The sequence below is a fragment of the Nocardia jejuensis NBRC 103114 genome (genome assembly GCF_001613145.1).
Classification (GTDB): Bacteria; Actinomycetota; Actinomycetes; order Mycobacteriales; family Mycobacteriaceae; genus Nocardia; species Nocardia jejuensis.
The window spans coordinates 362,926-388,752 of the sequence record NZ_BDBU01000016.1 but is presented as its reverse complement, the minus strand read 5'-3'; the positions used below and the strand labels follow the sequence as shown (position 1 = coordinate 388,752).

The 25,827-nt window shown below is 68.6% G+C and carries 24 protein-coding genes; 11 read left to right on the top strand and 13 right to left on the bottom strand.

Annotated features, from left to right (window positions below):
- The 3 genes from smc to NJ1_RS13760 form a co-directional block, all read right to left on the bottom strand.
- On the bottom strand, positions 1-2,343 hold a 2,343-nt coding region (smc, locus tag NJ1_RS13770), incomplete at its 3' end, for a chromosome segregation protein SMC (RefSeq protein ID WP_067692816.1).
- Positions 2,344-2,421: 78 nt separating this feature from the next.
- Entirely contained in the window at positions 2,422-2,814 is a 393-nt protein-coding gene (locus NJ1_RS13765) for a hypothetical protein (protein ID WP_067692812.1), read from the bottom strand.
- Between the two features lie 116 nt (positions 2,815-2,930).
- Positions 2,931-3,377 carry a DUF1707 SHOCT-like domain-containing protein gene (locus NJ1_RS13760; protein WP_067692808.1) on the bottom strand — a complete coding sequence of 149 codons (447 nt, stop codon included), beginning with the start codon at positions 3,375-3,377 and terminating at the stop codon, positions 2,931-2,933.
- Positions 3,378-3,550: 173 nt separating this feature from the next.
- On the opposite strand from NJ1_RS13760, the gene NJ1_RS13755 reads away from it, so the two are divergent.
- Positions 3,551-4,783 (top strand): acyl-CoA dehydrogenase family protein, encoded by a 1,233-nt coding sequence (locus NJ1_RS13755; protein WP_067692807.1) that lies wholly within the window; start codon positions 3,551-3,553, stop codon positions 4,781-4,783.
- 2 nt (positions 4,784-4,785) lie between these two features.
- Positions 4,786-5,910: an acyl-CoA dehydrogenase family protein gene (locus tag NJ1_RS13750; RefSeq protein ID WP_067692806.1), complete on the top strand. Its 1,125-nt coding sequence runs from the start codon at positions 4,786-4,788 to the stop codon at positions 5,908-5,910.
- A 132-nt stretch (positions 5,911-6,042) separates the two neighbouring features.
- Here the strand turns inward: NJ1_RS13750 and NJ1_RS39000 are convergent, their stop codons facing one another.
- A complete protein-coding gene (locus NJ1_RS39000; protein WP_157573935.1) occupies positions 6,043-6,222 on the bottom strand; it encodes a hypothetical protein in 180 nt (59 codons plus the stop codon).
- 190 nt (positions 6,223-6,412) lie between these two features.
- On the opposite strand from NJ1_RS39000, the gene NJ1_RS13745 reads away from it, so the two are divergent.
- The 3 genes from NJ1_RS13745 (at position 6,413) to NJ1_RS13735 (ending at position 11,256) form a co-directional block, all read left to right on the top strand.
- Positions 6,413-6,853 carry a carboxymuconolactone decarboxylase family protein gene (locus NJ1_RS13745; protein WP_067692799.1) on the top strand — a complete coding sequence of 147 codons (441 nt, stop codon included), beginning with the start codon at positions 6,413-6,415 and terminating at the stop codon, positions 6,851-6,853.
- Between the two features lie 259 nt (positions 6,854-7,112).
- The gene (locus NJ1_RS13740) at positions 7,113-9,371 is read left to right on the top strand and encodes an acyltransferase family protein (protein ID WP_084478127.1); all 2,259 of its coding nucleotides are present in this window, start codon (positions 7,113-7,115) and stop codon (positions 9,369-9,371) included.
- Between the two features lie 349 nt (positions 9,372-9,720).
- On the top strand, positions 9,721-11,256 hold the full coding sequence (locus NJ1_RS13735) for a substrate-binding domain-containing protein (RefSeq protein ID WP_067692789.1): 1,536 nt from the start codon (positions 9,721-9,723) through the stop codon (positions 11,254-11,256).
- A gap of 128 nt (positions 11,257-11,384) precedes the next feature.
- Here NJ1_RS13735 and NJ1_RS13730 read toward each other — a convergent pair whose 3' ends face one another.
- The 6 genes from NJ1_RS13730 to NJ1_RS13705 form a co-directional block, all read right to left on the bottom strand.
- Entirely contained in the window at positions 11,385-12,263 is an 879-nt protein-coding gene (locus NJ1_RS13730) for a potassium-transporting ATPase subunit C (protein ID WP_067692782.1), read from the bottom strand.
- Position 12,264: 1 nt separating this feature from the next.
- The gene (gene kdpB, locus NJ1_RS13725; protein WP_067692776.1) at positions 12,265-14,412 is read right to left on the bottom strand and encodes a potassium-transporting ATPase subunit KdpB; all 2,148 of its coding nucleotides are present in this window, start codon (positions 14,410-14,412) and stop codon (positions 12,265-12,267) included.
- Between the two features lies 1 nt (position 14,413).
- The gene (gene kdpA / locus NJ1_RS13720; RefSeq protein ID WP_067692773.1) at positions 14,414-16,084 is read right to left on the bottom strand and encodes a potassium-transporting ATPase subunit KdpA; all 1,671 of its coding nucleotides are present in this window, start codon (positions 16,082-16,084) and stop codon (positions 14,414-14,416) included.
- The gene (kdpF, locus tag NJ1_RS40490; protein WP_067692769.1) at positions 16,085-16,171 is read right to left on the bottom strand and encodes a K(+)-transporting ATPase subunit F; all 87 of its coding nucleotides are present in this window, start codon (positions 16,169-16,171) and stop codon (positions 16,085-16,087) included.
- On the bottom strand, positions 16,168-16,377 hold the full coding sequence (locus NJ1_RS40485; protein WP_245717381.1) for a hypothetical protein: 210 nt from the start codon (positions 16,375-16,377) through the stop codon (positions 16,168-16,170). Before NJ1_RS40485 ends, kdpF begins: the two co-directional genes overlap by 4 nt.
- A 116-nt stretch (positions 16,378-16,493) precedes the next feature.
- Positions 16,494-17,282, bottom strand: coding sequence for an AraC family transcriptional regulator (locus NJ1_RS13705; protein WP_067692763.1), 789 nt, complete (start codon positions 17,280-17,282; stop codon positions 16,494-16,496).
- 91 nt (positions 17,283-17,373) lie between these two features.
- Here NJ1_RS13705 and NJ1_RS13700 point away from each other — a divergent pair, with 91 nt between their 5' ends.
- The 3 genes from NJ1_RS13700 to kstD all read left to right on the top strand — a co-directional run bounded on the left by NJ1_RS13700 (position 17,374) and on the right by kstD (position 20,675).
- Positions 17,374-18,189, top strand: a complete 816-nt coding sequence (locus NJ1_RS13700; protein ID WP_067693038.1) for a sulfite exporter TauE/SafE family protein — start codon at positions 17,374-17,376, stop codon at positions 18,187-18,189.
- Positions 18,190-18,339: 150 nt separating this feature from the next.
- Positions 18,340-18,927 (top strand): TetR/AcrR family transcriptional regulator, encoded by a 588-nt coding sequence (locus NJ1_RS13695; RefSeq protein ID WP_174557074.1) that lies wholly within the window; start codon positions 18,340-18,342, stop codon positions 18,925-18,927.
- 56 nt (positions 18,928-18,983) lie between these two features.
- Positions 18,984-20,675, top strand: a complete 1,692-nt coding sequence (gene kstD, locus NJ1_RS13690) for a 3-oxosteroid 1-dehydrogenase (protein WP_067692760.1) — start codon at positions 18,984-18,986, stop codon at positions 20,673-20,675.
- 75 nt (positions 20,676-20,750) lie between these two features.
- Here the strand turns inward: kstD and NJ1_RS13685 are convergent, their stop codons facing one another.
- Positions 20,751-21,251: a CGNR zinc finger domain-containing protein gene (locus tag NJ1_RS13685; protein WP_067692757.1), complete on the bottom strand. Its 501-nt coding sequence runs from the start codon at positions 21,249-21,251 to the stop codon at positions 20,751-20,753.
- Between the two features lie 25 nt (positions 21,252-21,276).
- On the opposite strand from NJ1_RS13685, the gene NJ1_RS39700 reads away from it, so the two are divergent.
- Positions 21,277-21,453, top strand: coding sequence for a hypothetical protein (locus tag NJ1_RS39700; protein ID WP_245717371.1), 177 nt, complete (start codon positions 21,277-21,279; stop codon positions 21,451-21,453).
- Between the two features lie 45 nt (positions 21,454-21,498).
- On the opposite strand, the gene NJ1_RS13675 is transcribed toward NJ1_RS39700, so the two are convergent.
- On the bottom strand, positions 21,499-22,884 hold the full coding sequence (locus NJ1_RS13675; protein ID WP_157573934.1) for a hypothetical protein: 1,386 nt from the start codon (positions 22,882-22,884) through the stop codon (positions 21,499-21,501).
- A gap of 283 nt (positions 22,885-23,167) precedes the next feature.
- Here NJ1_RS13675 and NJ1_RS13670 point away from each other — a divergent pair, with 283 nt between their 5' ends.
- Positions 23,168-23,866, top strand: coding sequence for an alpha/beta hydrolase (locus tag NJ1_RS13670; RefSeq protein ID WP_067692747.1), 699 nt, complete (start codon positions 23,168-23,170; stop codon positions 23,864-23,866).
- 158 nt (positions 23,867-24,024) lie between these two features.
- Here NJ1_RS13670 and NJ1_RS13665 read toward each other — a convergent pair whose 3' ends face one another.
- Positions 24,025-24,795: an alpha/beta fold hydrolase gene (locus NJ1_RS13665; RefSeq protein ID WP_067692744.1), complete on the bottom strand. Its 771-nt coding sequence runs from the start codon at positions 24,793-24,795 to the stop codon at positions 24,025-24,027.
- 135 nt (positions 24,796-24,930) lie between these two features.
- On the opposite strand from NJ1_RS13665, the gene NJ1_RS13660 reads away from it, so the two are divergent.
- Positions 24,931-25,785: an MmyB family transcriptional regulator gene (locus NJ1_RS13660; protein WP_067693031.1), complete on the top strand. Its 855-nt coding sequence runs from the start codon at positions 24,931-24,933 to the stop codon at positions 25,783-25,785.
- The last annotated feature ends 42 nt before the right edge of the window (positions 25,786-25,827 follow it).

The following is a 25,827-nucleotide window of genomic DNA, read 5'->3' as shown; positions in this document are numbered from 1 at the left end:
AGCGGCCCCGGCGGCCTCGGTGCCCGCCGATTCGTGCCCGTCCTCGGACTGCTCACTTTCCGAGTGCCGCAACCGATCCTCGAGTTCGGCGAGCTTGACGAGGGTGTCCTCGCGGCCGGCCTCGGCCTCGGTGCGCTGGGAGACGAGCCGATCCGATTCGCGCAGGGCGGCGCGCGCGGTCTGGCCGAGCCGTCCGAGCCGGTCGTAGATGGCGACCAGCGCCTGGTCGGACTCGTGCAGCGCGAGCAGCGCATGATCGACCGACTCCTTGCGGTCGGTCTGCTCGGCGAGCGCTCCGGCCAGCGTGGCCTCGAGTTCCTCGGCCTGACGCTGCCAGGACACGAGTTCGGTCTCGGCGGTGTCGATGTCGGCCTGCACCTCGAGCTGACTGGGTGCGCGATCGGAACCGCCCAGCAGCCAGCCGGTGCCGGTCAGATCGCCGTCGCGGGTGACGACGCGCAGCTCCGGCCGCGCCGCGACGACCCGCGCGGCGGCGTCGAGATCGTCGGTGACGGCGATGCCCGCGGTGAGCGCGGCGATCGCGCCGCGCATGTGATCGGGGCACTCGACGATCTCGTCGAGCCAGCGCGCACCGCCCGGAAGCTCTCCCGTCGGCCGGGTATTCGCCTGCGCCGCGCCGGCATACACGAGCGCGGCGCGTCCGCCGTCGGATTCCTTGAGTGCGCGCACGGCGGCGTGCGCCCCGGGTCCGGTGTCCGCGGCGACGGCGTCGGCGAGCGGGCCCAGCGCGGTGGCCACGGCGGCTTCGTAGCCGCCGTGCACCCGGATCAGGCCCGAGAGCGGCCCGAGCAGTCCCTCGCTGCGATGCTCCAGCAGCCAGGCGGCGCCGTCACGGCGAGCCAGGCCCATGGTGAGCGCTTCGATGCGCGCGCCGAGCGAGGCCACCCGCTTACCGGCTTCACGGTCCTTCTCGCGCAGTTCCTCCACGCGCTGGTCGGCCAGTTTCAGGGCTTGTGCGGCGTGCTCGTACTGCGCGTCCAAACCCTCCTCCCCCGCGTCGAGTTCGCCCAATTCGCCCTGCACGGACTCGAATTCGGCATCGGCCTCGGCACCGCGCCTGCGGGCCTCGGAGATGGCGGTGGAGATGCGCGCGATCTCGCTGTCCACCGATTGCGCGCGGGTGCGCAGGTTGTCGACCTGGCCGGAGAGTCGTACGAAACCTTCACGCCGGTCGGCGATGGCGCGCACGGCGGCGAGATGCGCCTGCTCGGCGGCCTTGGCCGCCTGCTCGCGCTCGTACAGTTGATCGCGTGCGGATTCCAGCGTCTCGGTGGCGATTTCGACCGCCTCGATGAGTTCGGCTTCTTCGGCCTCCACGCGTTCGGCTTCGCGTTCGAGCTGTTCGGGGTCGCGGCCCGTGCCGGTGGGCTGTTCTATGGTGAGATTTCGGGCGCGGTCCCGGGCGATTCGGATTGTGGCATTGACGCGTTCGGTCAATGCGGACAGCTGGAACCAGGTCTGCGCGGCGGCTTCCGCGCTCGGGGTCAGCTTGGACAGTTCGAATTCCTGCTGTGCCAGCGCGGCATTCGCGGCATCGAGTTCGGCGTGCACGTTCACCTGCTTTTCGCGGGCGTACGACTCCTTGCTCTGCTGACTCTCCAGCTCGGTGCGCCGCGTGACCAGATCGTCCGCGGCCAGCCGCAGTCGCGAATCGCGCAGTTCGGACTGCACGGTCGCCGCGCGCCGCGCCACCTCGGCTTGTCGGCCCAGCGGTTTGAGCTGCCGCCGCAATTCGGTGGTGAGGTCGGTGAGGCGGGCCAGATTCGCCTGCATGGCATCGAGCTTGCGAACCGCTTTTTCCTTGCGCCGCCGGTGCTTGAGCACCCCGGCCGCTTCCTCGATGAACGCGCGCCGATCCTCGGGCCGCGATTCCAGAATGGCCGAGAGCCGTCCCTGTCCGACGATAACGTGCATCTCGCGGCCGATGCCGGAGTCGCTGAGCAGCTCCTGCACGTCCATGAGCCGGCAGGTGTTTCCGTTGATCTCGTATTCGCCGGCGCCGTCGCGGAACATGCGCCGCGTGATGGACACCTCGGAGTACTCGATGGGCAGCACGCCGTCGGCATTGTCGATGGTCAGCGTCACTTCGGCGCGACCGAGCGGGGCGCGGCCCGCGGTGCCGGCGAAGATGACGTCCTCCATCTTCCCGCCACGCAGTGCTTTCGCGCCCTGTTCACCCATGACCCAGGTGAGGGCGTCGACGACGTTCGACTTGCCCGATCCGTTGGGCCCCACCACACAGGTGATACCCGGTTCGAACCGCAGCGTCGTCGCGGACGCGAAGGACTTGAACCCCTTCAGCGTCAGACTCTTCAGGTGCACAGCCGATCAGGCTACCCGGTCCCTCACGATTGCCGAGAGTATGCCGGGGAACGAGTCCCGCCCCCGGCATTCGCGCTCTCAGCCGAAGGTGACCGTCAGATCGAATTCGCCGCCCTCGGTCGAGGCGACGACGACCTGCCATGTGCCCGCGGTCACTTCACCGGTGTACGACGCACTCGCGCCCTGCGCCGACTTCTGCCCCTGCGGATCGAGCACCGACACACTCACCGGTCCGTCCGCCTGCACGGTGACGTTCCGGGTGTCGGGCACCTCGACGAGATACGTGACATTGCCGCCCTTGACCACGGTGTCGTGGACAGTGGCGGTATTGCTCCCCGGCGCGAACACCAGCGGAGCGTGCGAGAGCACATCGGCGGACGAACTCCCCACGGCGACAAAGGCAATAACAGCGGCCAGCACACCGAGCACGACGGTGAGCCGCCGCGAAGACTTGAACAAGCGAGCAATCATGCCGAAAGGTTATAGCCGCCAGCACAATCCACCCCTGCCGGGTATCGCCTCACCCGCCCCTCCCGGTCCTCACCCGATCGAGGGCGGGCGCGAAAGCCGGGAGGGGCGGGCGGGACTCATGCGGAGAGGCGGCGCGGACGCGGCCGGCAGGCCGCCGATTCCCAGCCCGCCACCACGCGGAAGACCAGCACCGCGCCCCACGGACCGATCACCCAGATCGGCCAGGGGTAGGTGAATTCGCCCGCGGTCACCGAGATCATCCCCCAGATGGCGACGCACAGGAGCCCGACGGCGAGCCAGGCGGTGCCTTCGATTTGCTGCCAGATGGGCAGGCGGGTACGGGAACTCGACCGGGAGACGGCGACTTCGGACCGGTTCGGCAGCTCGGGCAGATCGCGCAGGACCTGATCGAGGTCTTCGCGGGTGGCGGTGGCGTAGACCTGGGCGAGGCGGTCGTTGTATTCGACGGCGTCGAGGCGGCCGTCGGACATGTGACGGCCGAGCAGGTCCGCGACTCGCGCGCGCTCGGCGTCCGAGGCGCGGGTGCCGGTGGTGATGTCCATGTCGTTCCTCCCTGTTTACATTCCAATGTGGAATATGGATTCATCGTAAACCTCCATAGTGGAATGTCAAGGATCTCCCGTTTCCGGGCATACTGATGGCAGGTGCCTGCATACTTGCCACCGAGGTCGAACCGATGAGATGGTTAAGGCCGGTTCTCATACAAGGAGTCAGCGTGGATCTGGACTGGTCGCCCGCCGATCTGGAGTTTCGCGACGAAGTGCGCAGCTTCCTCGACGAAAAGTTAACCGGGGATCTCCGTCGTGCCGGTCGTCTGGCGACGAGTGTCTACCCCGATCACGAAGCCAGCATGCGGTGGCAGCACATCCTGCACGAACGCGGTTGGGCCGCACCCGCCTGGCCGGTGAAGTACGGCGGGTGCACGTGGAGCCTGACCCAGCACTACATCTTCGGACGCGAGTGCACCCTGGCGGGCGCGCCGAATCTCTCGCCCATGGGCATCCGCATGGTCTCGCACGCCATCATGGCCTTCGGCACGCCGGAACAGAAGGACTTCTTCCTGCCCGCCATCCTCACCGGCGAGGTGTTCTTCTGCCAGGGCTACTCCGAGCCCGAGGCCGGATCCGATCTCGCGTCGCTGTCCATGGCCGCGATTGCCGACGGCGACGATCTGATCGTTACCGGCTCCAAGATCTGGACCACGCACGCGAGCGAGGCCAATTGGATCTTCGCGCTGGTGCGCACGTCCAAGCAGGCCAAGAAGCAGCAGGGCATCACCTTCGTGCTCATCGACATGCGCACGCCGGGCATCGAGATCCGGCCGCTGGTCATGACTTCCGGCGAGCAGGTGCAGAACCAGGTCTTCTTCGATCAGGTGCGGGTCCCCAAGGCGAATGTGCTCGGGCAGATCGACGACGGGTGGACCGTCGCCAAGTTCCTGCTCAACTTCGAGCGCGGCGGCGGCGCGGCAGCGCCCATGCTGCAGGTGCTGGCCGAGGAACTCGCGACGGCCGCCACCACCCAGCCCGGCCCCAACGGCGGTGTGCTGATCGATGATCCGGCCTTCGCCGCCAAACTGGCCGATGCCCGCATCCGCGCGGACGTGCTGGAGATCCTGGAGTACCGCACCCTCGCGCTGGTCTCGAGCGGGAAGGATCCCGGCCCGGCCGCCTCGACGATCAAGATCCTGGGCACCGAACTGAGCCAGGCGCTCACCGAACTCGCGCTCGAGGCCGCGGGCCCGCGCGGGCGCGCCTATCAACCGCACGGCACCATGCCCGGTGGTCCGATCGCCGAATTCGAGCCGCCCGCAGACGGTTTCGTCAGCGGCGAGGAGTGGCAGGCGGTGGCGCCGCTGCGGTACTTCAACGATCGCGCCGGGTCGATCTACGCCGGCAGCAACGAGATTCAGCGCAACATCATCGCCAAAGCAACCCTGGGACTGTAGCCATGGACTTCTCTTTCACCGCCGAGCAGGAACTGCTGCGCGAGACCGTCACCGAATTCCTCGCGGCCCGCTACGACCTCGAAACCAGCCGTGCCGCAGCGCGTCTCGGGGCCGGTCGGCAGCCGGAGATCTGGCGCGGGCTGGCCGAGGAGGTCGGCATCCTGGGCGCGAGCCTGCCCGAATCGGTCGGCGGGATCGGCGGCGGGCCGATCGAGACGATGATCATCGCCGAGGCGCTGGGCGGTGCCCTGGTGCTCGAGCCCTACATCGACACGGTCGTGGTCGGCGGCGGACTGCTGGGGCGCTCGGGCGGCAAGCGCGCCGAGGATCTGCTCTCGGGCATCGCCGCCGGTGAGGTGATCACCGGATTCGCCGCCCTGGAACCGCGTTCGGGCTACGACTACACCGATGTCACCAGCACCGCGCGGCGCGACGGCGAGGACTGGATCCTCGACGGCGTCAAGACCGTGGTGACCGCCGCCCCGTTCGCGACGCATGTGCTGGTGACCGCGGCCGTGGACGGCGAGATCGCGCTGTTCGTCCTGGATTTCGACGCGGCGAACCCGCCCGCGGGTCTGACGGTGCGGTCCTACCCCACCATCGACGAACGCCGCGCGTCCGATCTCACCTTCGAGAATCTACGCGTGCCCGCCGATTCGCTCCTGCTCGCGAACGCGAGCGAGGCGGTGGCCGCCACACTCGACGAGGCCATCGCGGCAGTATGCGCCGAGGCGGTCGGCGCGATGCGCAGGGTGGTCGCCGATACCGTCGAATACACCAAGCAGCGCCGGCAGTTCGGCGTCCCCATCGCCAGTTTCCAAGCCCTGCAGCACCGCATGGTGAACATGCACCTGGAACTCGAGCAGGCCGTGGCCGCGGTCTATCTGGCCACCTTGAAACTCGACGCCGCTCCCGCCGAGCGCGCCAAGGCGGCCTCCGCAGCCAAGGCCACCATCGGACGTGCGGCCCGCCTCATCGGCCAGGAATCGGTGCAGCTGCACGGTGCGATGGGCATGACCGAGGAACTGGCCATCGGTCACTTCTTCAAACGCTTGACGGCGGTGCAGTACGAGTTCGGCACCACCGATCAGCACATCGCCCGCTACGCCGCGCTGAGCCGCCCGTAAGCGACTCGATCCGCCGGATCAGGGGTGAACCGGCGACCCGGCCGGATGCGGCGAACCGGACAACGGTTGTCCGCATCCGGCCCTGTCGGGTCCGCGCTCACGCGGAGCCCGCGGTCGGCCATCGGCGGCGCGCTACCGCCATTGAGCAGCTCGATCGGCCTCCGGTATCCATGCGGCATGCCGTCCGCCGGTCTCCTTGGGCGCCATCGCCTCCCGTGCCGCTTTCCGTACAGCCAGCACGATGACCAGCGCCAACGCCGGCCCCATCACGAACAACAGCTCAGCGAGCGCGATCACAACGACTGCTACCACCCACGAATTATGGTCCGCTATGCGCCCTTTCGCACAATCGTGGCTACCGCTTTCTTCCAGCGGATCCCGCACGATCGCAGACCCGCTCATTCCCTGTGACCGAGGCCACAGTGTCGGCCCGTCACGTTCCCGAACCCCTCCTCGTCCAATAGATGTACCGAACCAACGGCACGTCACGAGAGGACGAGCAATGTCACGCATGAATCTGGCCGAGTCGGCGCCCGAGGTCTACAAGGCCTGGATGGCCGCCGAGGTCGCCATTCGCCGCGGACCGCTGGACGCCGCCGTCCGCGAATTGGTCAAGATCCGAGTCAGCCAGATCAACGGCTGCCTCTTCTGCATCGATATGCACACCGCCGAGGCTCGCAAGGAAGGCGAAACCGAGAGGCGCATCTACCACCTCGACGCCTGGCGCGAATCCCCGCTGTTCTCCGACGCCGAACGCGCCGCCCTGGACTACGCCGAAGCCGCGACCGCGCTCGGCCCGCACGGCGTCTCCGACGAGATCTGGTCGCAGGTGGAGAAGAACTTCGAGGAGGGCGCGCGCGGCGGCTTGGTCGCCATCACGGCCCAGATCAACCTCTGGAACCGCATCGGCGTCCCGCTGCGCCTGGATCCGCCCAACGCCTGATCCACCTCATCGGTCCGCCCCTTCCGAGGGAGCGGACCGATGCGAAGGCGGCGGTGACGGCGGCGGTACCGCGTGTACGAACTCCCGTCGGGCGGTGACGACGGTCACCATCGGTTAGCGGCGGGCGGGTTCGGCGCGGTATCGGCTGATCACTCGATTCCGGCACACCGCCGCTGAGCACTGCCTAGAGCACATTACGGTCAAGATCTGGGTGGCGATTGGCAAATTCCTGGGTACGGATACGAGAATAAGCGCCGCCATGCCCACATCCAGTACCGATCAGTCCCCGCCCACCGCGCCGGACAGCGACCCCACCGCCGCACCGGTGTCGAAGCCCGCTCCGGGCGCCTACCGGACCGATCTGGACGGACTACGCGGCATCGCCATCGCCTTGGTCGTGGCGTTCCACATCTGGCTCGGCCGAGTGTCCGGTGGCGTGGACGTGTTCCTGGTGCTGTCGGGGTTCTTCTTCACCGGCATGCTGGTGCGCCGGGCGGATTCGGGGAAAGTCGGCGTGCCCTCCACCCTGCGTCGCACGCTGCGCCGACTCCTGCCCGCGATGGTGGTGGTGCTCGCGGCGGTGGTGGTGGCGACCGTGGCGATACTCCCGCACACCCGCTGGTCCGCGATCGCCGCGCAGACGCTGGCCTCGCTGTTCTACTACCAGAACTGGTACCTCGCACTGTCCTGGTCGGACTATCTCGCCGCCGATCCGTCGGTGAGCCCGCTGCAGCACCTGTGGTCCATGTCGGTGCAGGGGCAGCTGTATCTGACGCTGCTGCTGATCGTCGCGACCGTGGCGTGGCTGTGCCGGCGGATCACCCGGGCGGGAGCGTGGCGGCTGGCGCTGACCCATCCGATGCTTCGGCGCGCGGGTCCGGAGGGTGTGCTGCGGATCGCGCTCGCGGTCGTGCTGGGCGCACTCGCGATCTACTCGTTCTGCCATGCCGCGCACGGCGTTTCGACCCAGCAGGGCTGGAACTACTACGACACCGTGGCCCGGGCCTGGGAGCCGCTGGCGGGCGGACTGCTGGCACTGGCCGCGCCGATGATCGATCTGCCGAGGCTGGTGCGCGAGGCGTTCGCCTGGACCGGGATCGTGGCCATCGTGGCCTGCGGCTGGCTGGTGAACGGCTCCGCGCAGTTCCCCGGCCCTGCCGCACTGCTGCCGGTTCTCGGCGCCGCCGGGCTGATCCTGGCCGGGGCCGGGCACGACACCGTCACCCAGCCGAGCGTGAACCGCATGCTCGCCACCGCGCCCATCGTGCGGCTCGGGGCGTTCGCGTACGCGCTGTACCTGTGGCACTGGCCGATGCTCATCTTCTATCTGGGCGAGCGGCACACCCGCGATGCCGGAATCCTCGGCGGCACGGTCATCATCGCGATCGCGCTGGTGCTGGCGTACCTCACCAACCGGTTCGTCGAGGAGCCGCTACGGCTGCGGTCCCGCCCGGCCGGCGCGCAGAGCCCGGCGAACGCGCCCGCGACGCCCACGGAACCGGCCGGGCCGGAGCAGCCTTGCGCACCGTCCCCCGAATCGCCGCGGGCGAACGCGCCGCGCCGCGGCAACCGCGTCCGGGTGCTGACCGGGGTGGCGGTGTCCACGATCGGAGTGCTGCTGCTCGCCTCGACGCTGACCTGGCAGTGGACCAACGGCGCGAAGGCCCATGCGGTGGGTCAGCTGGATCCGGCCAAATACCCCGGCGCGCTGGCGCTCACCGATGCCGCGCTGGTCCCCCGCGCGCCGATGCGGCCGACCGTCGAGGAGGCGCCCGCCGATATCGCGTATCCCACCCGCGACGGCTGCATCTCCGACTTCGACACCCGCGCGGTCGTCACCTGCGTCTACGGTGACCCCGACGCGCACCGCACCATCGCGGTCGCGGGCAATTCCCATGCGGAGCACTGGCTTCCGGCCCTGCAACTGCTGGGCGAGCAGTACCGGTTCCGCATCGTGGTCTACCTGAAGATGGGCTGCCCGCTGACCGTCGCGGAGGAGCCGATGTACAAGGGCCAGCACAATCCGGACTGCCGCGACTGGTCCGCCGAGGTGATCGACCGGCTCGGCGAGGAACGCCCCGACTGGGTGTTCACCACCGGCACCCGGCCCGCCGACGACGGCGGCGACGAGACCCCGCAGGACTATCTCGACGTCTGGTCGGCGCTGTCCGACAAGGGCCTCAACGTGCTCGCGATGCGTGACACTCCGTGGTTGCGCCGCAACGGTATTCGCTACCGCGCCATCGACTGTCTGGCCGGCGGCGGCGATCGCACCAGCTGCGGGCTGAAGCGCTCCGACGCGCTCGCGTCGGTGAATCCGGCCGCGGGTCCGGCGGCCGCGTTCCCGAACGTGCGCCTGCTGGATCTGAACAACGCGGTCTGCGAGCCGGACATCTGCGCCGTCGTCGAGGGCAACATCCTGGTCTACCACGACGAGCACCACCTCACCGCGAGCTACTCTCGCTCTCTCGCACCGGAACTCGCTCGCCAGCTCCGGCCGCTGCTGGGCTGGTGGTGAGCGGGCACCGGTGAGTCGCCCACTCGCACAACGCGGATGGACCACCCGCCGGCTCGAGCATCGACGCGTGTTCTGACCGTGTTCCGACCGGTTGCCGTCGAGACCTCCGGTGGCCCGGCGCCGAGAACGACAGTGCGAGAGTGCACCCGCTCGATGCCGAGTGTTCGTCTGGACCGAGTAGGTTGACCGAATCCATACGGTGGAAACGACTCTCGGGGGGACCCGGCCGAGCGCGGCGTACCGCGATCGGCCGAGCGCCGGGTAGCTGTGTGGTCGCGGTTCGGCGGTGGGGGTGTCCATGCCGCGAACCGCTGGAGCAGACCGACGGACAACAGGATTCGGAGTTCCCGTGCAGGATTTCCCCATCGAGATCGTGCTGGCGATCATCGGTATCGCGGTGCCGGTGCTGGCATTCCTGTGGGAGTTCGTGCTGGTGGGGCGAAAACGACTCGGCTACCGCGTGCAGATGGATACGCCGGTGACCGGTGAGATCGAGTCGGTGTTCCCGGGCGTGCTGCCCCAATTGCGGCCCGCCGGTGACGGATCCGCGCCCGAGCTGACCGACCTGTCGGTGGTCCTGATGCGCATCGAGAACAACGGCGCGACCGATATCGACTCCACGGACTACGCCGTGCCCGACGCCGAAAAGGTCGGGCTGCACATCAATTTCCCGGATCGCCGGGTGATCGGCATGGCGGTGACCGAGCTCAGCGATTCCGGACTGGGCGATTCCCTCCGGCCGGGCACCGGAATCGGGCAGCGCGAGGACGTCCCGCATCACGTCGGGATCATCGATCTGCCCAAGGTGGCGTTGAATCGCGGCGATCACTACAAGATCCTGGCCATTCTGCGGCGCTCGGCCGGCGCCGGCGAGGCTCCGGCCCCGGTGGTGCGCGGCAAGATCAAGGGTGGTCGGATCGCCGAAACCCGCAGTCGGAGCGGCAATTCCCCCAAGCTGCTCGCTCTGGTCGGGTTCCTGGTCGCGGTGGTCGCGGTGCAGTACATCGTCGGCCTGAACACCGATGACGGGCCCGGCCCCGGTTCCGATTGCGTCGCCGGGAAACTCACCCTGGTCGGGTCCACGGCGTTCGAACCGGCCATTCGCGATGCGGCGGACACCTACGCGAAGCACTGCGCCGGAGCGGACTTCACCTTCCAGTTCGACGGCAGCGATCGCGGGCTCGGTCGCGTCGACGACGAGGGAAGCAACCCCGGGCTGCTCACCATCTCCGACGGCCCCAAGGGCGTGGGCTATCCGAACCTGCTCGCGCGGCCGCTGGCGCTGTCGCTGTTCACGGTGATCGCGCACCCCGGTATCGGCCTGGGTGACCTGAGCACCCAGCAGCTGCGGGACCTGTTCGCGGGACGGGTGGCGAACTGGCAGCAGGTGGGCGGCCCGAATCTGCCTGTGCGCGTGGTCGATCGGACCCTCGGTTCGGGAACCCGCGAGACCTTCCGCCTGCGGGTGCTCGGCAACGAACAGCCCCCTGCGCCGCCCGCCACCAGCTGCCGTGTGCTCGCGGCGACCACGCCGCCCGGCCCCGCGTTCTGCGAGGCCCCGGTCACCAAGGACATGCTCCGGACGATCGCCGACCTGCCGGGCTCGATCGGCTACGCCGACTTCTCCGATGCGGCGAAGGCGACCGATGTGCGCACCGTGAGCATCGACGGGCGCACCGCCGGCCGGGAACAGGTCCTGCGGCGCGACTACCCGTTCTGGAACGCCGAATACGCCTACAGCAACGGCGAAGTCCCGGCCGAGTCGCTCGCGGCGGCCTTCCTGCGCTTCCTCACCGGCGGCACCGGCAAGGACGTGCTGCGCACGTACGGCACCACGCCCTGCACGGAACTGCCGAACCCGACCACCTGCACACCGGACAGGTGAAACGCTGCACCGCAGCCGCTTTCGCACTCGAACTGGTCGTGAAAACCCGGCTCGCCGAGCCTGCTCGACGGTGACACCGCGCCTGCTCGGCGGTGATACCTAGCCTGCTCGGCGAGCCCGGTCCGGCCTCAGCCCTCGAACGGGTACCTACCGTCCAGATCGAGGTTCAGTTCCACCACGTTCACCCGCGGCTCCCCCAGGAACCCGAGCGTCCGCCCCGAGGAGTGCGCGTCCACGACAGCCCGAACCTGGTCCTCGGATACCCTGCGCGCCTTGGCGATTCGCGCCACCTGAATGGCCGCGTACTCCGGGGAGATGTGCGGGTCCAGACCACTGCCGCTGGCGGTGACGGCGTCCGCGGGCACCGCGGGCCGCGCCGGTGCGTCGCCGCGAATCGGGACGATGAGTCCGGCGGAGTAGTCCTCGCCCTCGGTCGCGCATTCCACTCGCACGCCCCGGTACTCGGTCAGGAACGGATGCGGTGTCACCGAGCAGAATTCGTTGACGCTCACCACCGTCACCGGATGGTCGACCGACCCGTCGCGCTCGCGCGGCCCGATCACCGACAGCACCGCGCCGACTCCGCCGGGTGTGCAGAACGGACGGCCGCCGTCCACTCCGTCGAGCTCACCGACGGCCTTGCTGCGACCGCACACGGTGCTCAGCAGCCCGATCTTGTCCGGCGAGCTGTCCACGATGTTCTCCGGACCGAGATTGCTCGCCGCGGAAGCGGTCGGGTCGTATCCGGTGCCGGCGGCGGACGGGCGACTCTGGAAGTACTGCACCAGGGCGCCGCCCTTGTCGTCGGTGAAGGATTGCCCGATCAGGCTGGAGCCCACCGTGTTCGCGCCGGACTCGATGAGCGAGCCCTCGGCCCGGTCCTTCAGACCGGGCAGCTGCGCCACCGCGAAAACCGCCAGCGGATAGACGATTCCGGTGATCACCGTGAGCACCAGTAGCGCGCGCAGTGCGGCCACATGCTGCCGAATCCAAGTTGACATGCGCATTTCAGGACATCCCGGGGAGGAATTGGACGATGAGGTCGATCAGCTTGATGCCGACGAACGGTGCGACGATGCCGCCCACGCCGTAGACGGACAGGTTGCGGCTCAACAATTTCGAGGCCGCGGCCGGTGTGTACTTCACACCGCGCAGCGCCAGCGGAATCAGCAGCACGATGACGATCGCGTTGAAGATGACCGCCGACAGGATCGCCGACTGCGGACTGTGCAGCCGCATGATGTTCAGCGTGTCGAGCCCGGGATACAGCGCCACGAACAGCGCGGGGATGATCGCGAAGTACTTGGCGATGTCATTGGCGATCGAGAACGTGGTGAGCGCGCCACGGGTGATGAGCAGCTGTTTGCCGATCTCCACGATCTCGATGAGCTTGGTCGGATCCGAATCCAGATCGACCATGTTCCCCGCCTCCTTGGCGGCGGAGGTCCCGGTGTTCATGGCGACGCCCACATCGGCCTGAGCGAGCGCGGGCGCGTCGTTGGTGCCGTCACCGGTCATGGCGACCAGTCGGCCGCCGGCCTGCTCCTGCTTGATCAGCGCCAGCTTGTCCTCCGGCGTGGCCTCGGCGAGGAAGTCGTCCACGCCGGCCTCGTCCGCGATCGCCTTGGCGGTCAACGGATTATCGCCGGTGATCATCACGGTGCGGATGCCCATCTTGCGCATCTCGTCGAACCGCTCGCGCATGCCCTGCTTCACGACGTCCTTGAGGTGGATGACGCCGATCAGCCGCGCCCGGCCGTCCCGGATCTCCGCGACCACCAGCGGCGTACCGCCCGAGGCGGAGATCCCGTCCACGGTCGCGCCGACCTGCTCGGGCACCGTACCGCCGTGCGCGCGAACCCATTCGGTGACGGCACTGGCCGCGCCCTTGCGCAGCTGGTGCCCGCCGGACAGATCCACGCCCGACATGCGGGTCTGGGCGGTGAACTCCACCCAGGTCGCCCCGATCAGTTCACCCGGGGTGCGTTCGCGCTTGTCGTACGCGGTCTTGGCGTACACCACGATGGAGCGCCCCTCGGGAGTTTCGTCGGCGAGGCTGGAAAGCTGTGCCGCGTCGGCCATCTCGTCCGCGCTCACGCCGGGCATCGGCACGAAATCCGAGGCCTGGCGATTGCCGAGGGTGATGGTGCCGGTCTTGTCCAGCAGCAGGGTGTTCACATCACCCGCGGCCTCGACCGCACGGCCGGACATGGCCAGCACATTGCGCTGCACGAGCCGGTCCATCCCGGCGATGCCGATGGCCGAGAGCAGCGCGCCGATGGTGGTGGGGATCAGGCAGACCAGCAGCGAGACCATGACGATGCCGCTGATGCCGTCGTCGCTGAGCGAAATGCTGTCCGGCACACCGGGCAGCCCGACCTTGGAGTAGATGGCCAGCGGCTGCAACGTCACCACCGCGAACACGAAGATGACGGTGAGCGCCGCGAGCAGGATGTTCAGCGCGATCTCGTTCGGCGTCTTCTGCCGCGACGCGCCCTCCACGAGGGCGATCATCTTGTCGATGAAGCTGCCGCCCGGCTCCTGGGTGATCTTCACCACGACCCGATCCGACAGCACCGTGGTGCCGCCGGTGACCGCCGAACGGTCACCGCCGGATTCACGGATCACCGGCGCGGATTCACCGGTGATGGCCGATTCGTCCACCGAGGCGATGCCTTCCACGACATCACCGTCACCGGGGATGACCTGTCCCGCCTCGACGAGCACGAAGTCGCCGCGGCGCAGCTCGGCCGCGGCCACCTGCTCCTCGACCACCCGCGCGTCCGGGGACCACTGCACGAGGCGTCGAGCGACGGTGTCGGTCTTGGCTTTTCGCAGCGTATCGGCCTGAGCTTTGCCGCGACCTTCGGCGACGGCTTCGGCCAGGTTGGCGAACAGCACTGTCGCCCAGAGCCATACGACGATCGCCCAGCCGAAGAAGCTGGGATCGGCGATGGCCAGCACGGTCGACCACAGTGCGCCGATCTCGACGATCAGCATGACGGGGTTGTGCCACAGCGTGCGCGGATCCAGCTTGCGGAAGGCGTCCGGCAACGACTTGCGCAGCATCCGCGGATCGAACAGCCCGCTGGAGCGCCGCTCCTTGCGCGACGAATCCCCCTGGGATGTCACGGGATCGATGGTGGGAGCAGACATGTCAGTGGATTCCTTCGGCGAGCGGCCCGAGCGCCAGCGCGGGCAGGAAGGTCAGGGCGACCAGGATGACGGTCACGCCGACGACCATGCCGACGAACTGCGGCCGATGAGTCGGGAGCGTGCCGATCGATTCCGGCGTCGTGCCCTGCTGGGCCAGCGAACCGGCCAGTGCGAGAACGAAGATGATCGGCAGGAACCGGCCGAAGACCATGGCCAGGCCGAGCGCCGTGTTGTACCACTCGGTATTGCCGGACAGACCGGCGAAGGCGGAGCCGTTGTTGTTGGCTGCGGAGGTGAAGGCGTACAGCACTTCCGACAGGCCGTGCGGACCCGAGTTCGCCATGGCCGCGCGCTGGCCCGGCATGGCCATGGCCGCGGCGGTACCGATCAGCACGATCAGCGGACTGATCAGGAAATACGAAGCGGCCAGCTTGATTTCGCGCGGAGTGATCTTCTTGCCCAGATACTCCGGGGTGCGCCCCACCATCAGGCCCGCCACGAACACCGTGATGACCGCGAGTATCAGCATGCCGTACAGGCCGGAACCCGTTCCGCCGGGAGCGACCTCGCCCAGCTGCATGTTGAACATGGTCATCATGCCGCCGAGGCTGGTGTACGAATCGTGGAACGAATCCACCGCGCCGGTCGAGGTGAGCGTGGTGGCGCCGGCGAATGTCGCCGAATCACTCACGCCGAAGCGGGTTTCCACTCCTTCGAGCGAGGCTCCGATGGCCGTGGGCACGGTGCCGTGATGCTGTAGTTGGAACAGGTTGGTCAGCGCGATGCTACCCAGCGCGAGCAGCGCCATCACCGAGACGATGGCGACGCCCTGCTTCTTGCTGCCGACCATGCGCCCGAAGGTGCGCGGCAGCGAGAAGCTGATCACCAGTAGCAGGAAGATCTCGAGCCAGTTCGTCCACGCGGTGGGGTTCTCGAACGGATGCGCCGAGTTGGCGTTGTAGAAGCCGCCGCCATTGGTGCCGAGCTCCTTGATGACCTCCTGGCTCGCGACCGGTCCGCCCGGAATCGTCTGCTGCCCACCGGTGATCGTCTGCGCCACCTGATCGTGCAGGTGGAAGTTCTGGATCACGCCACCGGCGACCAGCACGATCGCGGACACGAAGGCGAGCGGGAGCAAGATGCGGATGGTTCCCCTCACCAGATCCACCCAGAAATTGCCCAGATCGCCGGTGTGCCGTCGCGCGAAGCCGCGCACCAGGGCTACCGCCACCGCGATGCCCACGGCCGCGGACACGAAGTTCTGCACCGCGAGCCCGGCCATCTGCACCAGGTGGCCCTGGGTCGATTCACCGGAGTAGTTCTGCCAGTTGGTGTTCGTCACGAAGCTGACCGCGGTGTTCCACGCCAGCGCCGGAGTCATCTCGGTGCCCGGATCGTTCAGATGCAGCGGCAGCCTGCCCTGGAGCAACTGGAAGAAGAACAGGAACACGATGCCGACCGCCGAGAAGGCCAGCACACTGCGGGCATACACGGCCCAGGTCATCTCCACGCCCGGCTGGACGCCGATCACGCGGTAGATGCCCTTCTCCGCCTTGGAATGCTTGTCGCCGCTGTACACGCGGTACATGTAGTCGCCGAGCGGCACATGCACCAGCGCCAGCGCGAGGACCAGGGCTCCCGCGAAAAGGAGCCCCGCTGTAGCTGTGCTCACTCAGAACCTCTCCGGGAACAGCAGTGCCGCGACCAGATAGCCGGCGACGCCGACGGCCAGAATCAGACCGACAATGTTCTGAATCACAGCCGCTCCACCCCACGCTGGATCAGACCGAGCAGGGCGAAGATCGCCACCGTCAGCACCGTGAACACCACGACGGACATTTTCGAAACCTCTCTTCGACAACGACGCATCGCTGATGCGCCGGAGCGAGTCAAGCGCTCGACCGACCCGTTTTCCGCCGTCTTTACGGTTTCTTGGCACCCCGGGCCGCCGCCTTGACGCTCCACTTACAGCGTCGCCCCATCCGGCGAACCGAGGTCGTCAACATCCGCCCGATCGGCGTAGGAATTTCGTCAGAACCTCCCCGCCCGCGACCCTCCGACCAGAATCGGCAACCCCTGGGCTACACCTGCGAGCCCGCCGTGCCCGGCGCCGGACGGAAGGAGTTCGGTGTCCGCCCGACCTGCCTGCGAAACATGGCGGAGAACGCCGCCGGGGTGTCATATCCGAGCGCCGTCGCTACCCCGGTGACCGTCGCCCCCGCCGACAGCAGCCTGATCGCGTGCAGCACACTCGCCCGCTGCCGCCACTGCTGGAAGGTCACACCCGTCTGCTCCAGGAACAAACGGTTGAAGGTCCGCGGACTCACGCTCAGGTGCGCCGCCCAGGCCGCGGGCGTCGCATGCAGATCGGGTGCGGTCTGCAAGTGCTCGCACAGAGCCCGCAGCGCGGCATGCGCGGGCAGCGGCAACTCGAACGGCAACGGCGTGAGCCGCCGCAATTCGAAAAGGATCAACTCCATCAGCGCCCCGTCGCGGCCGTGACGATCGTATTCGGCCTCGGTATCGACCGCGTCGAGCAACAGTTGCCGCAGCAGCGGTGAGACCTCGACGACCTGACACCGCTGCGGAAACCAGGCCACCGCAGCGGGTTCCACGTAGAGGCTGCGCGTGCTGACGCCGTCCATCAGCACCTGATGGTCGGTCTCGGGCGGGATCAGGACCGCGCGCTGCGGGGGCACGGTCCAGCTCCCGTGCGCGGTTTCGACCACCATGGTTCCCGTCGCCCCGTACAGAAGTTGAGCGCGCCGGTGCCGATGGAAACCGAGCAGGTGTCCGGGCGGGTAGTCGGTGCCGATGGCGAGCACGGCGCGGTCCACGTCCTCGACCTCGTCCACCGGGATGTTTCGCACCCGTGAACCCTATCGGAGGTGGCGCGAACTCGATCGGAGACGGCGAAGCATCGATTGTGCGCCATCCTTGGCCGAATCTAGCGTCGAACGCGTGCTCACCTCCGTTCTCGTCCTGCTCTGCTTCGGCTCACTGTCCGGCCTCACCACGGTGCTCTTCGGCTTCGGCGGTGGATTCGTCACCGTCCCCGTGGTTTTCGCGGTCACCGGCGCGACGGCGGGTCCGGAGGCGATGCACGTGGCGGTGGCGACCTCGACCGCGGTGATGATCGTGAACGCGGCCGTGGCGACCCTCACTCAGCTCCGGGCCGGCCACCTGCGGCGCGAGTATCTGTTTCCGCTGTCGCTGTTCATCGCGATCGGGGCGGCCTGTGGTGCACTCGCCGCCGTGGCGGCCGCACCCGCCGTGCTCACGACGCTGTTCATCGCCTATCTCGCCGCCACCATCGCGGACTGCGTCGTGCGGCGTGGGTTCTTCCTCGATCGATCCGGTGCCGCAACCGCCGCGCCCGAGCATCCGGGCACCGCGATCTCGACGCTGGGTGGGCTCGGAATCGGTGCCATCGCAAGCTTTCTCGGAGTCGGCGGGAGCGTGATGACGGTGCCGATGTTGCGGCGCAGGGGGCTTGCGATGGCCGAGGCCGCCGCACTGGCCAATCCACTGAGCCTGCCGGTCGCACTCGTCGGCACGCTCGTGTATGCCGCCGCCGCGCCCGCGACGACGCGGCCCGGGCATCTCGGGCAGATCGATCTGATCGCCGCCGCGGCGCTACTGGCCGGTGCGCTGCCGACCATCGCACTGACCCGGCGCCTGGCCGCGAGGATCCCCGATCGGGCGCACGCGATCGGCTATCTCGGGTTTCTGACCGTGGTCCTGATCGCCATGGTTGTCACCCAGTTCGTCAACTGACCAGCGCAAACACGAATCTCGCGACAAAAACTCTCCTTGCGATCAAGTACCTTCTTGACAGTGACTGTCATATATCTAGATACTTTCACCAGGCGGCCGGGTCGGTGCGGAGCAGAGATTTTCACGGCTGGGCCTTCGAGAGGAGAGGTGATGTCACTTCGGGAGCGGCAGCGGCGGCAGATTCGGGCCGATATTCAGCGGGCGGCGTTCGAGTTGTTCTCGCGGTCCGGGTTCGAGGCGGTCACGACGGAGCAGATCGCGGCGGCGGCGGGGATTTCGCCGAGCACGTACTTCCGGCACGTCCGCAGCAAGGAGGATCTGCTGCTGGATCCGGTGCGCGAGGGCGGCGCGGGGATCGCGGCGCTGCTGGAGGACCGGCCGACGGGCGAATCGGCGGATGTGGCGCTGGCACAGTCGATTCTGGCTCGGTCCACGACCATCGGGGCCGAGGAGCTCGAGCAGTGGCGGGCCGCGTTCCGGACCGCGCCGCATCTGCTGGACCGGGTCGCGCTGATCACCCCGGAGCATCGAGGAAGACTGGTCGCGCTTGTCGCGCAACGGATGTCGCGCGATCCCGAGGTGGATTCCAATCCGGGGCTACTGGTGCACCTCATGCTCGCGGCGGCGGAATTCGGGTATCTGCAATGGCTGCGCAGTCCGCAGGACCGAGCCGCCTCGCTACCGGTGTGCGTCGAGGGCGCGCTGAGCGCGGTCCTCGACGAGCGCTGGCGCTCCTGACGTCCGGCACCTCACACAGCTATATCGCACGACCGACGAACAAGGGTTGAAAAGCTATGCAGTACAACAGCGATGCCGCCGAGACCTTCGATGTGATCGTGGTCGGATCCGGCGCGGCAGGCATGACCGCGGCGATCACCGCCGCGCACCAGGGCTTGTCGGTGGTTCTGATCGAAAAGGCCGCGCACTGGGGCGGGTCCACCGCCCGCTCCGGCGGCGGCGTCTGGATCCCGGGCAATTCCGTGCTGCTCGCACAGGCCCCGGCCGATGACATCGAGGCCGCACGCACCTACCTCACCGGCATCGTCGGCGAGCGAGGCGAACAGGAGCGGATAGACACCTACATCGATCGCGGACCCGAGGCACTGACGTTCCTGATGGAACACTCACCGCTGCAACTGAACTGGGTGCCCGGCTACTCCGACTACTACCCCGAGGCTCCCGGCGGCCGCGCGCACGGCCGGTCGGTCGAGCCCAAGCCGTACAACGGCAAGGTCCTGGGCGCCGAGCTGGACAATCTCGAACCCGACTATTCCAAGACGCCACCGAATTTCGTCGCCACCCAGGCCGATTTCCGGCAATTCCACCTGGGTCTGCGCAATCCCCGCGCACCGTTCCGGGTGCTGCGGATCGGCGCCCGCTGGGCGAAGGGCCAGCTGCTGCGACAGCATCTGCTGGCCCGCGGTCAGGCCTTGAGCGCCATGCTGCGCGTCGGCATGCGGCAGGCGAACGTGCCGCTGTGGCTGAACACGCCGCTGATCGAGCTGCGCACCGAGAACGAGCGCGTCACCGGAGTCGTGGTGCAGCGCAACGGTTCCGAACAGGTCGTCGCCGCGCGCCGCGGGGTGATCATCGCGGCCGGTGGCTTCGAGCAGAGCGAGACCATGCGCAAGCAGTATCAGCGCGAGCCGATCGGCACCGAGTGGACCGTGGGCGCGAAGGCCAATACCGGTGACGGAATCCGTGCGGGCCAGAGTGTCGGGGCCGCGGTGGAATTCATGGAGGACTCCTGGTGGGGCCCGTCCATTCCGCTCCCCCGGCAGGCATGGTTCTGCCTGGCCGAACGCAATCTGCCCGGCAGCATCATCGTCAACGATCGCGCCGAGCGCTTCATGAACGAATCGCTCCCGTATGTCGAGGCCACCCACCACATGTACGGCGGCGAGCACGGTCAGGGCGCGGGCCCCGGCGAGAACATTCCGGCCTGGCTGGTGTTCGATCAGCGCTACCGCAACCGGTACCTGTTCGCCGGACTGCCGCCGCGCCAGCCGCTTCCGGGCCGCTGGTTCAAATCCGGCGCGCTGACCCGCGCGAACTCGATTCCCGAACTGGCCGAGAAGCTCGGCCTTCCCGCCGCCACCCTCGAGGCCACGGTCGCGCGGTTCAACACCTTCGCCGCCACCGGCAAGGACGAGGACTTCGGGCGCGGTGAGAGCGCCTACGACCGCTACTACGGCGATCCGCGGCACCAGCCGAATCCGAATCTCGGTGCGCTGGAACAGGGTCCGTTCTACGCCGCGCGCATGGTGCCCGGCGATCTCGGCACCAAGGGCGGGCTGGTCACCGATGTCTCGGGCCGGGTGCTGCGCGAGGATCGGTCGGTCATCGACGGACTGTACGCGGCGGGCAATGCCAGCTCACCGGTCATGGGCCACACCTATGCCGGGCCCGGCGCGACCATCGGACCCGCCATCGTCTTCGGCTATCTCGCCGCGCTGCACGCGGCGCAGGCCGAGCCCGCGGCCTGATCCGCGCGCCCGTCACGCGGAATCACTCGGCACCGGAACGCCCTCCCCGGCAAAACTCCACTCGGGGAGACGATCTCACTCCGAACGCCGCACTCGATGCTCCGCCACGTGCACGCGGTTGGAGCATCGAGTCGAGCAGAACCGGCGCCGGCCGTTACGGGAGGTGTCGACGAACACCAGGCCGCAGCCCTCCCGCGCGCAGCGGCCGATCCGGTCCGGGTTCTCGCAGAACAACTCCGCGAGCCCGGCCGCGGTGTACGCCTTCACCCGCTCGTCGGTGGGGGCCTCCTCCGCGGAGTAGTGCAGGTGCGGGGCACGTCCGTCGTGGGTGGAGATGTACGGCCGACTGGTCGTCTCGGCGAGCAGACCGTTGAGGAGTTCGACGGTGGGGGCGGTGAAGACCTCCTCGAGTCGCGTTGTCCAGCGGCGCAATTCGGCGATCTGACGCGCATCGAGCGTCCGGATCGGCTTGTACCCGGCCTCGTCGAGCAGCTCGAGCAGATCCCGATCCGGCGCGGCGTTCACCAGCCGCACGGCCAGCTCGGCGGCCACCCCGCCGTAAGGGTTGAAATGCACTAGACCATTACATCAGGCTGGAGGCATGATCGCTACCTGCCCGACCTGCGCCTGGCCCGCACCCGAACTCGTGTCCGCCCACGCGGGGGTCCGCTACCTGCGCTGCATCTGCGGTCGATGGCTGATCCTCGAGCACGGGACGGTCGTGGCGGCCGCGGGTTCCAGTTCGCTCGCCGACCGCGAGAACGACCGGGTCGCCTGAGCGGGCCCCTGATCAGGTGGAACGCGCACCGGGGAAGGCCGGAGCCTACGCGGCGGACAGCGTGTGCGATTCCCGTCCCACCGGTCGCATGCGATGCAGCACCAGCGAGATCGCCCCGCATCCGACCGTGATGGCCACCGCCGTCCAGCCCGGACCCCAGTCGGACGGCGGCGTGCCGCGAAACCACATCGCGGCGTCGTCGCCGCGGGCGACGGGACGGTGACCGATCACCGTCACGACCACCGTGGGGACGAACAGCATGGTGATCGCCACACTCGGAAACTGCTGCGGCACAGCGGTTCCGAAGCAGTAGCCGCCGATCGCCGCGACCGCGACGCCGCCGGCCGCCGACACCGTGCCCGCGGCACCGTCGGTCATCGTCGCGAACACCGCGAGCATGATCGTGGCCGCGACCGCGGCGGCGGGCACGGGCCAGCGGTGTCCGGCCCCGAGGCCGCCCGCCACGGCCACCACCAGCAGCGGGATGGTCCATTCCGGTCGCGGCACGGCGGCGATGATATTGCCCGCCGCGCCGAAGGCGACCGCGAGCGAGACCAGGATGCCCTCCCGGGCGGGCAGCAGGAACGCCGCGACCAGCGTCGCGAACACCGTCAGCACGACTCCGGCGGCCAATTGCACCACCCAATGCGGATGGCCCGCGGTCCATTCCGATCGCGCGAGGGCGGCCACCACCAGGACCAGGGCCGCCACGACCGGGCGCAGGGGGATCTCCGTGGGCTCGACGCCCGGCTCCTCCCGCAACCGATGGCGCCAGGCGCACCAGCCCAGCAACGCGGTCGCGGTCACGATCAGCGGCAGCGGCGGCGGGTCCAGGAGCGCCCAGCGCACGATCGAGTGGAACTGCTCTCCGGCGGGCAGCGGCGTCACATTCCCGATGACGATGCCCGACAGACTGCCCAGCAGCAGCCCGATCACCGCCCGCGAGCGTCCCGCCGCCACCGCCGCCAAGGCGCCGATGACCACGCCGCCGGTGATGGCGTCGGCGAAGCCCGAGGTCACCAACCCGTCGGTGAGTCCACCCGCGATCAGGTGCCCGATCAACAGCAAGGTCATGCTCACCCAGGCGACCAGCCAACCGAGTCGCGGCTGCCCGACGCCGCACAGGACCGCGGTGACCACGGCGGCCAGCGCCGCGGCGGCGGTGGCGAACGGGATGTTCGACACCAGCATCTGCAATTCCAGTGCCGAGCCGTGGCTCAGCCAGCGGTAGTCGACCGGCACCATGACCGCGAGTCCCGCGACCACCCCGGCCAGGCACATGGTGAGGGCTTCGACATGGGATCTCCATGTGATCGGGTGTCGAACTCCGGGCGTGCGCGTGGCGGACGCACGGCGGTCGGTGCGGATCCGGTCGATGGGAAGGTGAAAGCTCCGTACGGCAGAGATGTGGGGCGTCCGAGCAACGGGCATCGAGATCTCCTCCGGGAACGCAGTCGCAGATAAGACCAGACGGTATGAGCGAGATCGGCGCACCGGCCTCGTTCGTTTCGGGTGAACCGCGATCGGGCGGTTCACCCCGAACGGGTGGGGTGCGGATGCCCACCGCGCTCCTAGCCTGGATCTCATCGATCGGAACGCGGGTCGATGCCACGGGTACCCGGCTGCCACGGCGGCCGCGCCGCAGTCCATTCTGAAGACGAACGCCGAGCACCTGTTCCGATGGTTTCCGCATCACACGACAGAGAGGCACGTCATGGCCGACAAGCCGGCAATCGTTCTCGTCCACGGATTCTGGGGTGGTGCGGCCCATTGGGCCAAGGCCATCGTCACGCTGAAGCAGCGGGGATACGACTCGCTGCACGCGGTGGAGAACCCCCTCACCTCGCTGGCCGACGACGCCGAGCGAACCCGCAAGATGGTGGCGCAGATCGACGGACCGGTCCTGCTGGTCGGGCACTCGTACGGCGGCGCGGTCATCACCGAGGCCGGTGACCTGCCCAATGTGACCGGTCTGGTCTACATCGCGGCCTTCGCGCCCGACGCCGGTGAGAGCCCCGGGCAGATCAGCGAGCAGACCCCGCCCGCCGCGTTCGCCAATATCGCCCCGGACTCGGACGGCTACCTGTGGATCGCCCAGGACAAGTTCCGGGAGAGCTTCTGCCAGGACCTCTCCGAGGACGAGGCGTTCGTGATGGCCGTGACCCAGAAGGCTCCGCTCGGATCGACCTTCGGCGACGCCGTCACCGCGCCCGCGTGGAAGGCCAAGCCCAGCTGGTACCAGGTATCCACCGAGGACCGGATGATCCATCCCGACAACGAGCGCCGCATGGCCGAGCGCATGCGCCCGCGCAAGATCATCGAACTCGCGGCGAGCCATGCCTCGCTGGCCTCACAGCCCGAGGCGGTCGTGGATCTGATCGACGAGGCCGTCGCCGACCTCGGCCGGCTGTAGCCCGGCTGACCATCCCCGCGGCGTCTCGTCCGTGTGACGAGGCGCCGCGCTCGTGCGGCCTCCGCTTCGGCCCGGACCGGTGTGCGGGAGCCTCGTGCGCGACCGACCCGCGCTCGGTTCAGGGACGGCGCGACCGTTTCCCCGCTGGGCGGGCCCCCTCAGTCCAGGAAGCCGTGGATGAGTTTCGCGAGTTCGGCGGGTTGTTCGGCCATCACGATGTGTCCGGCCTCGAGCTCCGCGTAGGTGGCATCCGGGATCGCGGCGGTCAGCCCGCGCGAGTACTCCGCCGAGATCAGAACGTCGCGGGAGCAGCCGATCACCAGCGTCGGGGCCTGAATCCGGGAGAGCTGGTCGCGGACATCCAGCCGATTCGCCAGCTCGATCTGCCGGAGCCGGCCGGGCGCGGGCCGGTAGGACGTCGCGACCTCGGCCACGGCCGCCGGGCCGAGCGAGTCCAGATACCCGCGGCTGAAAGCGATCAGCATCGTGTATCGCGCGAAAGCATCGGCGTCCCCGGCGAGGTCGAGCCAGAGGGCCAGCGCATGGCGCAGATATTCATCGCCCCGGCCGGTCCACCCCGAGACCAGCGTCAGGCGGCGGACCAGGTCGGGCCGGGCCGCCGCGAGCCCGGCGACCACCGCACCGCCCATGGAATGCCCGACGACATCGGCGGGCCCCTGCCCCAGATCGTCGATCACCGCGGCGACCTGCTCGGCCAGTAGCTCCACGCTCAGCGCGCCACCGTCGTCACGCGCCGCATCACTACCCGAAAGATCGGGCAGCACAACGGTTCTGGTGTCCACGAGCGCTTCGGCGACACGATCCCAGCCCTGCGAACCCTTGCTGCCCCCGTGCACGAGGACCAGCGGACGGCCCGAGCCGAGCACTCGATACGGCAGCCGTGCGGCGCCCACTGTGATCTCCCGCATGACGGGCTCCCTTCCTCGACATCAACTGCCACCGACGGTGCCAGGACCCGTCGGCAATGAGCAGCGGAGCGGATTTCCTAGGAGCGGCGCTCCCAGCCGCGGCACGAACCGCCCGGCACGCCGAAGATGGACGATATGACGATGGATCGGGCCACACTGGCGGACTTCCTGCGCCGCTCCCGCGAGCGGCTCCAGCCGCAGCAGGTCGACCTGCCCGCCGGACCGCGACGCCGCACGCCGGGCCTGCGGCGCGAGGAACTGGCCCAGCTGGCCGGAGTATCCGCCGATTACGTGATGCGCCTCGAGCAGGCGCGCAGCTCGCAGCCCTCGACCCAGCTGCTGGCCGCCCTCGCCCGGGCCCTGCGATTGACCGAGGACGAACGTGATCACCTCTATCTACTGGCCGGGCACCGCCCGCCCGAGGGACCGCGCGCCGGACATCACATTCGCCCCGCGCTGATCTACCTGCTCGACCGGCTCGGCGACACCCCGGCCCAGCTCATTACCGACCTCGGCGATCTACTCGCCCAGAACTCCCTGGCCGAAGCGCTGTTCGGCTGCGTGTGCACGATCGAGGAGCAGGACCGAAACATCGTGTGGCGCTGGTTCACCGATCCGCGCGTGCGCGCGGCCTACCCTCCCGACGATCACGACCACCTCAGCCGCGTGCGCGTCGCGGATCTGCGCGCCGCCGCCACACATCGCGGCTACGACCGCCCCGCCACCGCCCTGATCGAGCGGCTCGAGGCAGCCAGTGCGGAATTCACCGCGCTCTGGAACCGCCACGAGGTCGCCGTGCGCCGCAACCACCACGTGCGAGTCGTGCACCCCACCGTCGGCCTCGTCGAATTCGACTTCGAGATCCTGCAGACCCAGGCCAGCGATCAACGCCTGCGCCTGTTCACCCCGCGACCCGGGTCCGCCGGAGTCGAAGCCCTCGAACTCCTGCGCGCCCTCGGCCCCGAGACCGCCCACCGCAGCCACCGCTGAGTGCCACGCGGCGTCGGCCAGTATCCCGGCCGACGGTGGAAA

Bases quoted from the DNA above. Each gene is read 5' to 3' on its own strand.
- NJ1_RS13730 (WP_067692782.1), bottom strand. From the start codon at position 12,263: ATGCGCATGTCAACTTGGATTCGGCAGCATGTGGCCGCACTGCGCGCG.
- kdpB (WP_067692776.1), bottom strand. From the start codon at position 14,412: ATGTCTGCTCCCACCATCGATCCCGTGACATCCCAGGGGGATTCGTCG.
- NJ1_RS13760 (WP_067692808.1), bottom strand. From the start codon at position 3,377: ATGGACATCACCACCGGCACCCGCGCCTCGGACGCCGAGCGCGCGCGA.
- NJ1_RS13670 (WP_067692747.1), top strand. From the start codon at position 23,168: ATGGCCGACAAGCCGGCAATCGTTCTCGTCCACGGATTCTGGGGTGGT.
- NJ1_RS13665 (WP_067692744.1), bottom strand. From the start codon at position 24,795: ATGCGGGAGATCACAGTGGGCGCCGCACGGCTGCCGTATCGAGTGCTC.
- NJ1_RS13740 (WP_084478127.1), top strand. From the start codon at position 7,113: ATGCCCACATCCAGTACCGATCAGTCCCCGCCCACCGCGCCGGACAGC.
- NJ1_RS13675 (WP_157573934.1), bottom strand. From the start codon at position 22,884: ATGCCCGTTGCTCGGACGCCCCACATCTCTGCCGTACGGAGCTTTCAC.
- NJ1_RS13765 (WP_067692812.1), bottom strand. From the start codon at position 2,814: ATGATTGCTCGCTTGTTCAAGTCTTCGCGGCGGCTCACCGTCGTGCTC.
- kstD (WP_067692760.1), top strand. From the start codon at position 18,984: ATGCAGTACAACAGCGATGCCGCCGAGACCTTCGATGTGATCGTGGTC.
- NJ1_RS13660 (WP_067693031.1), top strand. From the start codon at position 24,931: ATGACGATGGATCGGGCCACACTGGCGGACTTCCTGCGCCGCTCCCGC.
- NJ1_RS13745 (WP_067692799.1), top strand. From the start codon at position 6,413: ATGTCACGCATGAATCTGGCCGAGTCGGCGCCCGAGGTCTACAAGGCC.
- NJ1_RS13750 (WP_067692806.1), top strand. From the start codon at position 4,786: ATGGACTTCTCTTTCACCGCCGAGCAGGAACTGCTGCGCGAGACCGTC.
- NJ1_RS13695 (WP_174557074.1), top strand. From the start codon at position 18,340: ATGTCACTTCGGGAGCGGCAGCGGCGGCAGATTCGGGCCGATATTCAG.
- NJ1_RS39700 (WP_245717371.1), top strand. From the start codon at position 21,277: ATGATCGCTACCTGCCCGACCTGCGCCTGGCCCGCACCCGAACTCGTG.